Source organism: Sphingobium sp. 15-1 (assembly GCF_013375535.1).
In the GTDB taxonomy this organism is placed as follows: Bacteria; Pseudomonadota; Alphaproteobacteria; order Sphingomonadales; family Sphingomonadaceae; genus Sphingobium; species Sphingobium aromaticivastans.
Window position 1 is genome coordinate 19,971 of record NZ_JABXJG010000002.1, and the last position, 12,645, is coordinate 32,615.

General features: G+C 60.6%; 12 protein-coding genes. 9 read left to right on the forward strand and 3 right to left on the reverse strand.

Annotation, left to right across the window (positions count from 1 at the left end; all coding sequences use genetic code 11):
- Window positions 1-76 precede the first annotated feature (76 nt).
- From HUK72_RS16465 to HUK72_RS16480, 4 genes are all read left to right on the forward strand, one after another.
- Window positions 77-1,393, forward strand: a complete 1,317-nt coding sequence (locus tag HUK72_RS16465; RefSeq protein ID WP_218036151.1) for an MFS transporter — start codon at window positions 77-79, stop codon at window positions 1,391-1,393.
- The gene (locus tag HUK72_RS16470; RefSeq protein WP_176597913.1) at window positions 1,393-2,142 is read left to right on the forward strand and encodes an SDR family NAD(P)-dependent oxidoreductase; all 750 of its coding nucleotides are present in this window, start codon (window positions 1,393-1,395) and stop codon (window positions 2,140-2,142) included. Before HUK72_RS16465 ends, HUK72_RS16470 begins: the two co-directional genes overlap by 1 nt.
- Window positions 2,143-2,302: 160 nt before the next feature.
- A complete protein-coding gene (locus tag HUK72_RS16475; protein WP_176597914.1) occupies window positions 2,303-4,657 on the forward strand; it encodes a TonB-dependent receptor in 2,355 nt (784 codons plus the stop codon).
- A 36-nt stretch (window positions 4,658-4,693) separates the two neighbouring features.
- Window positions 4,694-5,923: a cytochrome P450 gene (locus HUK72_RS16480; RefSeq protein ID WP_218036152.1), complete on the forward strand. Its 1,230-nt coding sequence runs from the start codon at window positions 4,694-4,696 to the stop codon at window positions 5,921-5,923.
- Between the two features lie 338 nt (window positions 5,924-6,261).
- Here HUK72_RS16480 and HUK72_RS16485 read toward each other — a convergent pair.
- Window positions 6,262-7,385, reverse strand: a protein-coding gene (locus tag HUK72_RS16485; protein ID WP_369805999.1) for an IS3 family transposase whose coding sequence is annotated in 2 segments (ribosomal slippage) — window positions 6,262-7,139 and window positions 7,139-7,385 — 1,125 coding nt in all. Because the reading frame shifts where the segments join, the coding sequence is not laid out codon by codon here.
- A 107-nt stretch (window positions 7,386-7,492) separates the two neighbouring features.
- Here HUK72_RS16485 and HUK72_RS16490 point away from each other — a divergent pair.
- From HUK72_RS16490 to HUK72_RS16510, 5 genes are all read left to right on the forward strand, one after another.
- A complete protein-coding gene (locus HUK72_RS16490; protein ID WP_226869960.1) occupies window positions 7,493-8,446 on the forward strand; it encodes a TonB-dependent receptor in 954 nt (317 codons plus the stop codon).
- A 151-nt stretch (window positions 8,447-8,597) separates the two neighbouring features.
- Complete coding sequence (locus HUK72_RS16495; protein WP_176597917.1) at window positions 8,598-9,623, forward strand: AraC family transcriptional regulator; 1,026 nt, start codon at window positions 8,598-8,600, stop codon at window positions 9,621-9,623.
- A gap of 122 nt (window positions 9,624-9,745) precedes the next feature.
- A complete protein-coding gene (locus HUK72_RS16500; protein WP_176597918.1) occupies window positions 9,746-10,537 on the forward strand; it encodes a hypothetical protein in 792 nt (263 codons plus the stop codon).
- Entirely contained in the window at window positions 10,530-11,105 is a 576-nt protein-coding gene (locus HUK72_RS16505; RefSeq protein ID WP_226869962.1) for a cytochrome c oxidase subunit 3, read from the forward strand. The genes HUK72_RS16500 and HUK72_RS16505 overlap by 8 nt, the downstream gene beginning before the upstream one ends.
- Entirely contained in the window at window positions 11,102-11,350 is a 249-nt protein-coding gene (locus tag HUK72_RS16510; RefSeq protein ID WP_176597919.1) for a cytochrome C oxidase subunit IV family protein, read from the forward strand. Before HUK72_RS16505 ends, HUK72_RS16510 begins: the two co-directional genes overlap by 4 nt.
- 43 nt (window positions 11,351-11,393) lie before the next feature.
- Here HUK72_RS16510 and HUK72_RS16515 read toward each other — a convergent pair whose 3' ends face one another.
- Window positions 11,394-12,161: an SDR family NAD(P)-dependent oxidoreductase gene (locus HUK72_RS16515; protein ID WP_176597920.1), complete on the reverse strand. Its 768-nt coding sequence runs from the start codon at window positions 12,159-12,161 to the stop codon at window positions 11,394-11,396.
- A complete protein-coding gene (locus HUK72_RS16520; protein WP_176597921.1) occupies window positions 12,161-12,592 on the reverse strand; it encodes an ester cyclase in 432 nt (143 codons plus the stop codon). The genes HUK72_RS16515 and HUK72_RS16520 overlap by 1 nt, the downstream gene beginning before the upstream one ends.
- Window positions 12,593-12,645 lie beyond the last annotated feature (53 nt).

The following is a 12,645-nucleotide window of genomic DNA, read 5'->3' on the forward strand; positions in this document are numbered from 1 at the left end:
TGGCATGATCGCCGCAAATGGAGAGGGGAAGAAGATGGCTGGATTCGCCAGGGGGGCAGCGCGCGTTCCCCTCTCCATGAGGTTCGGCTATAGCGCGGGGCTGTTCGGAATCAGCATGGTGCAGACCAGCGTGTCGGTCCTGCTGCTCTATTTCTACACCGACATCCTGCACATCCCACCGGCTGCGGCGGGCGGGATCGTGTTCCTGGGCACCTTTGCCGATGCCTTTGCTAGCGTCTTTGCGGCCTGGGTGGCGAACCATCATCGCAGCCCTCTTGGACGATACCGGCCGCTCCTGATCGGTGTTTCCGCGCCGCTCGCGATCTTTTTCGCCCTGATGTTTAGCCGACCGGAACTGCCGCCGAGCCTGTTGTGGCTTTATGCGGCCGCGACCCATCTTTGCTACCGGGTCTGCTATGCCTTTACGCTGGCGCCGCATTCTGCGCTGATCGGCCGCTTGTCGTCCGATGCCGACGAACGGTCCGAGATTGGTGCATGGAAGGCGGTCGCCAATAATCTCGGTCTCATGGCTGCGGCCTATCTGGGCATCGGTACGGTTGAAAAACTGGGAGGCGCGGATCCAGCGCGGGGTTTCATGATGTTCGGTGCGATCTTTGGCGTCGTCGCGGGGGCTTCCGTACTCTATTCCGCACTGGCGACCCGGGAAAGGGCAGGCGGCGGCAATGATGATACGGGCGAACTGATCCCGGCCATTGCTTTGATCTTCCGCAACGATCAGATGCGACTTGTCCTTGCGTCGACATTATTGTTCTTCGCCGGCTATATGCTGATGAACAGTGGCGTCATCTATTTCTTCAAATATGTGCTGCGGAGGCCGGAGGAAGCCAAATTCGCCGTAGTGGCCATAGGGGTCGGTGGAATAATGATGCCGCCGCTATGGAGCGCGGCGATCAAGATGACCAGCAAGGCCATGATCTGGACGACGGGATGTCTGATCATGGCTGCTGCCTTTGGTTCGATCTATATGTTCGGGATCGTCGGCCCCCTGCCCATTCTGCTGGCTTATTTTGTCATTGGCGCCGGTAAAAGCGCGGTTATCGTCAATTTCTACGCCATGACCGCTGATGCTGTCGATTATGGCGACTGGAAGCTGGGGGCGAGGGCGGAATCCTATTCGTTTGGCTTTCTGTCGCTGGCGAACAAGGCCGGGACCGCTATTGGAGGTGGTCTGTTGGGACTGCTGCTCGACTGGAGCGGCCTGATCGTGAATGAGACTCAGTCGGCCGCGACGCTGGGGCGCCTCTGGGCCGTGATCTGCCTCGCTCCGGCCTGTCTCGCGACGATTTCGGCGGTGATGGTCCTCTTTTTTCGGGTGACCGCTTCGGAACATAAAAGGATTGTGACGGCGCTGGAGGCAAGGGGGATAGGCTGATGAACATGATCGGAAAAACCGCACTTGTAACAGGCGGCGGATCGGGCATTGGGCGTGCCGCATGCCTCGCACTTGCGCGGGCCGGGGCGGCGGTCATCATCGCTGAAAGATCTGCAGCCGCAGGTGAGGCTGTCGCCAAGGAAATCAAGGCTCTGCAAGGGCAAGCCGGTTTTATCCCTGTCGATGTGGGTGAACGGGCCTCGGTCGCGGATATGATGAAACAGGCTGTGGCGGACTTCGGCAAGATTGATTGCGCCTTCAACAATGCGGGCATCGTCGATGGTTCACGCAGTCTGCTGACCTCCACCCAGGAAAATTGGGATGCGATCATGTCCGTCAACCTGCAAGGCGTATGGCTCTGCATGCAGGCGCAACTCGATCATATGATCGCGAACGGCGGAGGCAGCATCGTGAACAACGCCTCCCGTTCCGGCTTGCGCGGTGTTCCCACCGACGCTGTCTATGGCGCGGCCAAACATGGGGTTGTGGGTCTTACCAAAGCGGCAGCGGTTGAATTTGGGTCAAAGGGCGTTCGTGTGAACGCGATCTGCCCGGGCCTGGTCGATACGCCTCTGACCCGCGAGCGTTTCGGCGTCGGGTTCGATGAAAAAGCCACGATGGCCAATCCCATGCAGCGGGCCGCCTTGCCCGAGGAAATTGCCGCAGCAGTCCTCTGGCTTTGCTCCGATGCCTCTTCCTTCGTCAATGGCGTAGCCCTGCCTATTGACGGTGGCAGCGTCGCACGGTGAGAGGGGGCCCATCGACACCGAAGGCGGAAGGTAGATGTAATCAGTCTAAATGCACAGGTAAAACATATTGGAATACAGAAGCCTCCCAAGAGAAGCTGTAAGGGCAAGAGGACAGCTGAAGAACGGCTCATACAGGGCCGTCACACTGGGGAGGATAAACATGAATTCGCATCGCCGGATCATACTCATTTCTTCGGTCGCCATGGCGGCTATGGCCGGGACGGCTAACGCGCAGGAAAGTTCGCCGGTTCAAGAGCCGCAGGCTGAACGCGGCGCAGCAGCCGACATCGTGGTCACGGCGCAACGCCGAGAACAGCGGCTGCAGGATGTGCCGATCTCGGTGAACGTCACGACCGGCGATACTTTGCAGAAGCGCGGAACCACCGATCTCGTTGATCTGTCCACCCGCACGCCCGGTATCAAGCTCAGCACCGACCCGCAGGCCAACCACATTCACATTCGCGGTGTGGGTTCGGGCCTGAATGCCGGCTTCGAACAGTCGGTCGGAACTTTCGTCGACGGCGTCTATCGTGGTCGTTCCCGGTCGATTCAGGCCGGTCTGTTCGATATTGAACGCGTCGAAATATTGAACGGCCCGCAAACGACCTTCTTCGGCAACAATACTGTTGCGGGCGCCATCAACATTACGACGAAGAAGCCAACGGAAACGTTCGGCTATGATGCGCAGGCGCTCTATTCGCCTTCCGATGGTCAATATCTGCTCCAGGCGGGAGCGACCGGTCCTCTGAGCGATACGCTCTCGGCCCGCGCCGCCATCCAGTTTTCCGGCATGAACGGATATACCCGCAATGAAAATCTGAAGCTCGACGAGCCTCACCTGCGCGACATGGTCGGCCGGGTCGCGTTGAAATGGAAGCCGTCCTCTACCTTCCAGTCGGATATTCGCGTCGACTATGCCCGCAATCGCGATCGTGGCACCTATAGCGCGGAAATTACCGGATGCCCGCCTCCGTCCGGCTTCCCGGCTGCACGTGGGCCCTGCCTGGTGTATCTCAACCAGAATGGCGGCGTCATCGACAATGAACTTGATTTCAAGTCACTGGCAGGACCTTCGGCATTCCGTCTTAACATGACCGAGGTTGCGTGGACCAACCGGCTCGAGCTTGATGGCGTGACCATCAATTCGATTTCCAGTTACAGCTATCAGAAATCGCGCACGTTCCTGAATGCGACGCCGATACCGGTGAGGGGCGTGGCGGGCTTCTATTATTCCCCGTTCAGCCAGAATGAGACATACAGGAATTACGCTCAGGAACTGCGCATCGAGTCCGCCAATGACAGCTGGCTCCAGTGGGTGGGGGGCGCCTATTATTCGCACGGCAAGTTGCAAAGCCGCAGCTTCTCCTCACTATTCGGAGCACCTTCGATCGGTGCCGCCGGTGCCCCTGTGACCAGCTCCGCTACACCCATCGGCACGAACCGCAACCTGTTCCAGAAGGACCAGACGCGGTCCGTCTTTGGGCAATTGACCGCAAAGATCACGGACCAGTTCAAGGCCAATGCGGGCCTGCGGTACACGAGCGTCAAAAAGGACGCGTCGCGTTCCTTCATCGTCGGGATCGGTGGCCCAGTTGCGGATCCCGCCGATTTCCAGCCGCTGGATGCCGCAACGCAAGCCAAGATCATTCCCCTGGCGGGCGGCAGCGCCGCCGGTTTTACAGATCCGCATACGACCTATAGCAAGCTGATGCCGTCGGTCAGTCTGCAATATGATCTCCTGCCGCAGATCACGGCCTACGCCGCTTATGTCAAAGGTTTCAAGGCGGGCGGCTATAGCGATGGAAATGGACCTGCCCAGTTCGACTCCGAGAATGTCGATTCCTACGAAGTCGGCATCAAGGGTTCGGCGCTTGACCGTAAGCTGTTCTTCACCTTCGATCTGTTCTACCTCGATTATAAGGGGCTTCAGCAGTCGTTGACGACGATCGGACCGACCGGAGCGAATATCACGACGGTCGGCAACGCGGCCTCGTCGGTATCGAAGGGGGCGGAAATGAGCCTGTCGTTCAAGCCCGCCGAATTTCTCTCGATCAATGCCGCGGGCGCCTATATCGACTCCTATTTCAAGGATTATCGCAACGCTGCATGCACTGCGTTGCAGATTGCGACGGTTGGTTCCACCTGCGTGCAGGATCTGTCTGGTCGGCCCACGCCCTTCGCTCCGAAATATTCCGGCAGCATTGGTGCAACGGTCACGGTGCCGGTAAGCGGGAACGTGACGGCGCGGCTCGACCCCAATCTCTTCTACTCGTCGAGCTATTATCTGGGGCCGACGGATGATCCGATCGTGCGTCAGGATAGTTACACGCAGTTCGACCTGCGTTTCGGTCTGGGCCCGGACGATCGTCGGTGGGAGATTGCGGTGATCGGCAAGAATCTCGGTAACTCCAAGGTGATTGCATCGGGCTCAACCATCGCCACATCGCCTGGCGTTGCCTATAAGTTGCTACAGCGTGCACGCTCGATCGCGATTTCCTTCTCCATCAAGGGCTGATCCGGTCCAAAGTTCGAACAGTTGAGGTGAAGTCTCATGCAGCCAGACGATATCGGCACTGAGCAGATGGCGCGATGCCCGTTCCCGCTTGCTCGCTCGGCAGGGCCCTTGTCCCCGCCGCCGGAATATGAAGCGATGCGTTCGGAAGCAGGGCCGCAGCGCGTCAGGCTCTGGAACGGCGAGACGGCATGGGCCTTCACCCGCTGGCAGGAGGTCCGCGAGTTGCTGTCGAGCCCGCATTTCAGCGCGGTCCCCAGCACCCCGGGCTATCCGACATTGTCTCCGGCGCGCGCCTCGGCGCTGGAAGCCTATCAGAGCTTCATCACGATGGACCCGCCTGATCATGGCTTCTATCGCCGGATGATCACCAAGGAATTCACTTTCAAGCGGATGCAGGAGCTGCGGCCCCGGGTGCAGGCGGTGCTGGATGACCTGCTCGACAAGATGGAGGCGGTAGGGCAACCGGCAGACTTGGTCACCGCCCTCGCTGGTCCTCTGCCTTCAATCGTGATCTCGTTGATGCTTGGTGTCCCTGCCCAATACCATCGCGACATGGAAGCGTTCGGCGCGCAGAAGAACGACATTACGGCCGACCCTTCCGTCCCAGCCGAGGCTGCACGCCAGATGGGCATCATCATCGATCAGATCCTGCGCGAGAGAGAGGCCAATCCGGGTAATGGCGAAGATCTGCTCAGTCGTCTAGTCATCGATCAGATTTTGCCAGGGCATCTTCCCCATCAGGCGGCGATCAGCATGGTGTCCCTGCTTTACCTTGCGGGTCATGAAACGACCACCAATCAGATTACGCTTGGAATCGTCACGCTGCTACGCAACCCGGATCAACTCGCGAAGCTCAAGGAACAACCCGACACGGTTTCCCGCGCGGTTGATGAAATGCTGCGCTTCAATTCGATCGTGCAGTATAATTCGGCGCGGGTCGCCACCGCAGATGTCGAAATTGGAGGCCATCTGATCCGCAAGGGGGAGGGGGTTTATGCCCTGATCACGGCCGCCAATCACGACCCGGCAGTCTATCCCCATCCCGAATGTTTCGACGTGGAACGAGACGCTTCCAACCACATGGCGTTTTCCTTCGGCATTCATCAATGCCTCGGTCAGTCGCTGGCGCGGATGGAATTGGAGGTGGTGTTTGGCACGGTTTTCAAGCGGTTTCCTGAGCTGAAACTTGCTGCCGCCTTTGAGGCACTGGATTTCAAGAATGAGCAGTTGGTTCATGGCCTTCGTTCGCTTCCTGTAACTTGGTAAGGTAGCGGGGCGATAGGTTGAGGGTTTCGATAATGCTTGCCAGAAATGCAAACAGGGGAATGGTAGTTTTCGAACCCGCGATGGTGAAGACCATGGAGCGTCTACTGACTGGGCGGACAGATGAGGCGCTCAACGCACAATTTGGGATTAGCTACAACACCTGGCGCAAGCTTGTTGCGGGCTCTCCCATACGAGCGTCATTGGGAGCTCGCTTGGTTCAACGAATTGCAACTATCGCCTCTGACTATAACGATGATCTGCCCCCACCGAGTGGACCGATAGGTTTGTTAGTGGATTAAGCCCTTGAAGCGCTTGGGATTGGTGGACCAGGCCCAGCGTTAGTTTCCGGCTTGGCCTGCCCCGATCGGGGCAGGCCAAATTCCTGATCCGGCAAGGTATTCCGCCGGCGTCAGATTGCCAAGAGCCGAGTGAGGACGGCTCTCATTATACTCCCGCCGCCAGCCCTCGATCAGGCGCCGGGCCTCAGCGATCGAGCGAAACCAATGGACATTCAAACACTCGTCTCGGAGCGAGCCATTGAAGGTCTCGATATCCGCATTGTCCGTCTGTTTTCCGGGACGACTGAAGTCGATACGAACGTTGTGATGGTAAGCCCACAGGTCCACCACCCTGCCGGTAAATTCGCCACCATTGTCGGCAAATAGATATCGTGGCGCTCCCCGCTGACGCACCAGCCGATTGAGCACCTCGGCAACATGCTCGCCGCGAAGCCGTTGCCCGACCTCGATGGCAAGCGCTTCGCGGCTGAAAATGTCGACGACTGTCAACATCCGGAACTTTTCTCCGCCGCTGAGCTGGTCGTGGACGAAGTCCAGGCTCCACGCCTCGTTGGGCCGCTGCGGCCTGCACCGCGCTTCGCGATGGACCAGCATCTTGCGCCGGCGCGGCTGTTTCGTACGCAAAACCAAGCCTTCCTCGCGGTACAAGCGATAGACGACGTTGCGCCCGACCGACCAGCCTTCACGCTTCAGCATCACATGGACCCGCCGATAGCCATAGCGGATTCGCGTCGCCACGATCTCATGCATCCGCTGACGAACTGCGGTGCGCGGATCCCGCGTACTCGGCTTGCGCTGCGTTGAACGATGTTGCTGCGTCAACCGACAGGCTCGGCGCTGGCTGTAGCCGTGGGACGCCACGACGTAGTCTACAACCTGTTTCATGAGCGCTGGCCTGGAAACTTTTTTGATAGCACATCCTGAAGGACCGCCTTGTCCAGGCTCAACTCCGCGACCAACCTCTTCAGCCGCGCATTCTCCTCAACCACCTGCTTGAGCTCACGGACCTGATCCGATTCCAGGCCGGCATACTGCTTCTTCCAACGGTAAAACGTCTGCTCGGTGATCCCAACCCGGCGGATCAAATCCGCTATCGGCATGCCCAGCTCGGCCTGCTTCAAGACCGCTACGATCTGCTCTGTGGAAAACCTTTGCCTCTTCATCGACGTATCTCCCTCAAATGGAAAATGCGCCGGAAAAACTAACTTTGCGTGTGGACCACTTTCCCCATGTCACCTCAACTAGGAGCAGGAACGCCTTCACCTCCTGCATGCCCGGCGATATCGGCACGCAGACGACCTTCACCGTCCTGTCCGATATCCTGTCGGGCTCGCCCGGTGCGCTGGCCGATGGTGGCACCTGCCTTAATATGGACGCGGCGACCTTCGAACTGATCCGTGCCCCCTTTGCCGATAGGCTGAAGGAGGATAATTTCTCCTGGCGTGTGGGCGTCAATTGCAAGCCGAGCCGGAACGTGCTGATTTATGTGCTGGCCTCGCGCGGCTACAAGTCGGGCGGTTTCCCGACCGTCCCCGCATCTACCACCGGGCAGTTCGCGCCGGTGACGCAGGAATCGGTGACCGCCTATGAGGTCGGCGCCAAGATCACCGCGCTTGACCGGGCGTTGCAGGTCAATCTTGCCGGTTTCCACTATATCTATCGCGACAAGCAGGTGCGCGGCCTGATCGTCGATCCCATTTTCAACCAGTTGGAGCAACTGGTGAACATTCCCAAGGCGCGGATCAACGGTTTCGAGCTGGAGATCACCGCCCGCCCGACCGAGGGCCTCACCTTCCGCAATGCGGTCGCCTATGTCGATTCCAAGGTTCTCACCTTCACCGGCATCAATAATGAGCGCGTGCTGGCCGATTATGCGGGGTCGGCGCTGCCCTTCTCGCCCAAATGGCACATCGTCTCGGACGTCGATTACAGCTTTCCGCTGACCGAAAGGCTGGGCGCATTCGTCGGCGCCAACATGCTGCTCAACAGCAAGACCAGTTCGACGCTGGGCAACGCGCCTGCCTCCGTCATCCAGAGCTTCGCGACGCTCGATCTGCGCGCCGGGGTCAAGGGGCTGGACGACCGCTGGAGCTTCAGCATCTGGGGCCGCAACGTCACCAACAGCTATTATTGGACCAACCAGTTCGTCACTCAGGACGTGGTCGTGCGTTACGCGGCCAAGCCCATCACCTATGGCGCGACGCTGAAGTTCAAGTTTGACTGATCCTGCCATCCTCTGTGGGATACTGGGCCGCAGCCGGATATCAGGGCTGCGGCCTTTTCTTCGGGACGCGTCCCCGCATCCATTTGCCTTTCGCGCCACGCCTCTGCATTATGGCCCGGACGGGACAGTCCCGGCGAGGGAGGGGTATAGCGTGCAAACCGGCTTGTCGGCGTGGATTCTGGCGATCGTGAAGGCGCTGGAGGATGCGGGCGTCGATCCGGGCGCGCTGATGCGCGGTATCGACATGGACGCCAGCCGCGTCGGCGATCTTGCCCATCGCTATTCGCAGGATCAGGTGACGAGCCTGTGGATCGCCGCGGTCGATGCGACCGGCGATCCCAATTTCGGATTGAAGGTCGCGCGCCATATCCGCCCGTCGACCTTTCATGTCGTGGGCTATGCCATGTCGTGCAGCGCGACCCTGCGCCGTGCCGCCGAACGCTTTTCCCATTCCGCCCGGCTGATCTCGGATTCGGCGGCGGTGTCGTTCCAGCGCGAGGAGGAAGGCTATCGGCTGACGGTCGACCTCAACACCGGCGGCCGCCAGCCGATCTACCAGACGATCGACACGATGCTCGCCGGCTTCTTCCTGCTGTGCGAATGGATATTGTCGGCGCCGATCACACCGATCGAAGTGAGTTTCCGCCATCGCAAGCCTGCCGATGACCAAGCCTATCGCGATGTCTTCCGCTGTCCGATCCGCTACGGCCAGCCGATCAACAGCATCCTTTTTCCGGGAGAGGTGCTGGAACGGCCCGTCCCGTCCGCGAACGAGGAACTGGCGACGATGCTGGATGAGATGGCGGCCAAATATCTCGCCTTCCGGTTTGCCAGCCGCTTTTCCCGCAAAGTGCGCGACGCGCTGATCGGACAGCTGCCCAATGGTGAGCCCAGCAAGCAGGAGACAGCGCGCCTGCTCGCTATGACGGAACGGACCCTGCTGCGCCGCCTGCGGGAGGAGAATACGACCTTTCAGGAGGTGCTCGACCGACTGCGCGAGGAATTGGCCTATGATTATCTGCGCCGGCCAGATTTGACCGTCGAGAATATCGCCTATCTGCTGGGCTTTTCCAGCAGCAGCACCTTTTCCCGCGCCTTCATGCGCTGGACCGCGCAGCGGCCGAGCGTGTGGCGGGAAGGGCGGTCGATCGAAGACCGCAGCCTGGCCGAAGACTGATCGACCCGCCGACTTTGGCACGATAAGCCGGGTCGCGGCACCCTGGGCCATCGTGACGGCCGGCGCGATCGCCTATTCTGGCGGAAACCGGCCAGTGACCGGAAAGCCAGGAGTGGGGATCTGTGACGGCATCCAGTGTACGCAGCGCGGCTGTCGATCATCTGTCCCCGGACATGGAGGTACGGGAAGCCTATCGGGTCGCACCTGCTCCCAACCCCATGCGCTATGTGCGGTTCTGCCTATGGATGGGGCCGGCGCTGCTTGTCCTCCTGATCATCTTCTTCGCGCTGCTCGGCCACAATGTTCCGCCCTATTCGGCGGCGCTTTCGGCCGACGAGATTGCGGCGCATTTTCGCCAGCATACCACGTCAGCGCGGATCGGCATGATCGGCATGATGGTTTCGGGCGTCCTCTATCTCGTCTGGGGCATGGGCATTACGAAGGTGATGGAGGCGGCCGAGCGGGACAATGACGTGCTTTCCCGCCTGCAACTGTGGGGCGCGGGTTTCACGACATTGGTGTTGGTCTTTCCGCCCGCCTTCTGGCTGACCGCCGCCTTCCGGCCCGAGGCGGATCCCGCGATCCTGATGACGCTTTACGACACCGGATGGATCATGTTCGACATGGCCTTTTCGCTGACGATGCTCCAGATCACGGCCTTCGCCATCTGTTTCCTCAACGACTGGCGCGCCGTGCCACTGATCCCCAAGCCGGTGTGCTGGTTCGCGATCTGGGTGGCGATCGCGTTCATGGGTTTCTGCTTCCTGCCCTTCTTCCGCGATGGTCCCTTCTCGCGCAGCGGCTTCTTCAACTATTGGGTGGAATTCTCCCTCTTCTTCTGGGCGATGCTGATCCTGTCGATCTTCACGCTGCGCGCCCTCACCCGGTTGCAACGCGATCATGCGGATGGGTGAGGCCGCAACGCGCCGCCCGACCGCCGTTCCTGGCATCTTGACCTTCATCGCGGCGGATACGGCCAATTTCATCCTGTTCTTCGGCTATTTCATGGTCGAGCGCATGGCGCAGCCTGCTCTGTTCGCGCGGTCGGCGGCGATGCTCGATATCCGGCTGGGGCTGCTCAACACGCTCATCCTGATCACCAGCGGCTGGCTGGTGGCGCTGGCGGTGGAAGCGGCGCGGGCGGGGGAGATGAATAGGGTGTGCCGCCGCCTGCTGTGCGCCATCGCTGTCGGCCTGGGCTTTGGCGTCGTCAAGACCATCGAATATGCCGACAAGATCGCGCAGGGCCTGACGCCGCAGACCGACGCCTTCTTCACCTTCTACTATGTCTTCACGGGCATCCATCTGCTCCATTACGGTATCGGCATCGCCCTGCTGGTCGCGACGCTTGTCCGAGCGCGGGCCGAGCGGGTCGGAGCCGGCTTCATGGGCTGGATCGAATCCTGCGCGCTGTTCTGGCACATGGTCGACCTGCTGTGGGTGTTCCTGTTCGCGATGCTCTATTTGCAGGGCGCACGATGACGCGGCCGTCCAGGCAGACGGCGATCTGGGCGCTGCTGATGCTGGCAACGCTGGCAGGGTTCGGCGGCGCTGGCGCGGCGGGATGGGGCTTTGCGCTGGTGATGCTGGCTGCGACGGTCAAGGCGCAGCTGATCGTGCGCCATTATATGGAGTTGCGCATCGCCCCGCTGGCCTGGCGACTGGTCTTCGACGGCCTGGTGGGGGTGAGCGGGGCGATCATCCTGGGGCTGCATTTCCTGGCATGAGGCGATGGGGGCCGCACGAGAGATGCGCGGCGGCCACCCATGGCTAATCCGCCGTCGACAGCGCCAGTTCGATGCCCTTGATCGACGTGCCCGTGCTCCAGCCGCCGTCGACCAGCAAGGTCTGGCCGGTGACATAGCTTGCATCGTCGCTCGCCATGAAATGGACGGCGGCGGCCAGTTCTTCGGGGCGGCCGATCCGGCCGAGCAGGGTGAAGACATTGGCGTTGCGTGTCACCATGTCGGGCGCTTCGTCCATCGCCAGCGGCGTGTCGATGATGCCGGGCGCGATGCAGTTCACGCGGATGCCGCGCGGGCCATATTCGACCGCGGCGGTCTGGGTCAGCGAGATGATCCCGGCCTTGGTCGCGGCATATTCACCCCATTGCAGGAAGCCGCGCACCGCCGTGATCGACGAGATGTTGACGATCGATCCGCCAGCGGTCATTCGCGCCGCCGCGTGCCTGATGCCCATCTGCACGCCCAATATATGGACGCGCCAGAAACGCTGCGATCGCGCCTCGTCCGCGTCCGCGATCGGCGCGGCGGCGGCGATGCCGGCATTATTGACCAATATGTCGAGCTTGCCGAAGCGCGCCACCGCGTCCTCGCACAGCGCCTCCATCTCGCCGGGCTGGCCGACATCGGTGCGGCGGAAGGCGCAGCCCCATTCATGGGCAAGCGCTTCGGCGTTGGGGCTGATGTCCGCCACCAGCACGTCGGCGCCCGCCGCGCGAAACCGCTGGGCGATGGCGGCGCCGATGCCCGATCCCGCGCCGGTGACGATCGCGGCCTTGCCAGTGAGGTCGAACATCAATGAAACTCCACTTCGACGGGCGCCTGAAGGCCCAATTGCCGCATCAGTGCGGCGGTGTCCCAAAGACTGCGTTCCAGTACGATCTTGCCATCCTTGAAGGCGTGGATGGTCATGCCCTGCACCAGGGTGGTCTTGCCCGTCGAGGGAAGGCCCAGGAAGTCGGAACTGTGATGGATCTCCCACGTCCATTCCAGGCAGCCGCCCTTTTCGTCGCCATGATAGCGGGTGGCGTTAAAATAATGTCTGGACTTGTCGGGATCGGCATTTTCGAAGGTCGTGAACCAGCGGCGCAGCTTTTCGCGATCATTGTCGATGCGGACGCCGAAGTTCAAATCCTCATATTCAAATTCTTCGGGATAATTGGCCATCAGCTCTTCCAGCCGATTGTCGAACTGTTCCAGCCAGTCCTGTTCCCATTCCAGGTTCATGTCGTCCCTCCGCGATCGCAAAAAAGGGACCCGGCGCGATGCCGGGTCCCAGG

What these genes read in the sequence shown, in the direction of transcription:
- HUK72_RS16480 (WP_218036152.1), top strand. Translation starts at nt 4,694, where the DNA reads ATGCAGCCAGACGATATCGGCACTGAGCAGATGGCGCGATGCCCGTTC.
- HUK72_RS16475 (WP_176597914.1), top strand. Translation starts at nt 2,303, where the DNA reads ATGAATTCGCATCGCCGGATCATACTCATTTCTTCGGTCGCCATGGCG.
- HUK72_RS16505 (WP_226869962.1), top strand. Translation starts at nt 10,530, where the DNA reads ATGGGTGAGGCCGCAACGCGCCGCCCGACCGCCGTTCCTGGCATCTTG.
- HUK72_RS16515 (WP_176597920.1), bottom strand. Translation starts at nt 12,161, where the DNA reads ATGTTCGACCTCACTGGCAAGGCCGCGATCGTCACCGGCGCGGGATCG.
- HUK72_RS16465 (WP_218036151.1), top strand. Translation starts at nt 77, where the DNA reads ATGAGGTTCGGCTATAGCGCGGGGCTGTTCGGAATCAGCATGGTGCAG.
- HUK72_RS16490 (WP_226869960.1), top strand. Translation starts at nt 7,493, where the DNA reads ATGCCCGGCGATATCGGCACGCAGACGACCTTCACCGTCCTGTCCGAT.
- HUK72_RS16510 (WP_176597919.1), top strand. Translation starts at nt 11,102, where the DNA reads ATGACGCGGCCGTCCAGGCAGACGGCGATCTGGGCGCTGCTGATGCTG.
- HUK72_RS16470 (WP_176597913.1), top strand. Translation starts at nt 1,393, where the DNA reads ATGAACATGATCGGAAAAACCGCACTTGTAACAGGCGGCGGATCGGGC.
- HUK72_RS16520 (WP_176597921.1), bottom strand. Translation starts at nt 12,592, where the DNA reads ATGAACCTGGAATGGGAACAGGACTGGCTGGAACAGTTCGACAATCGG.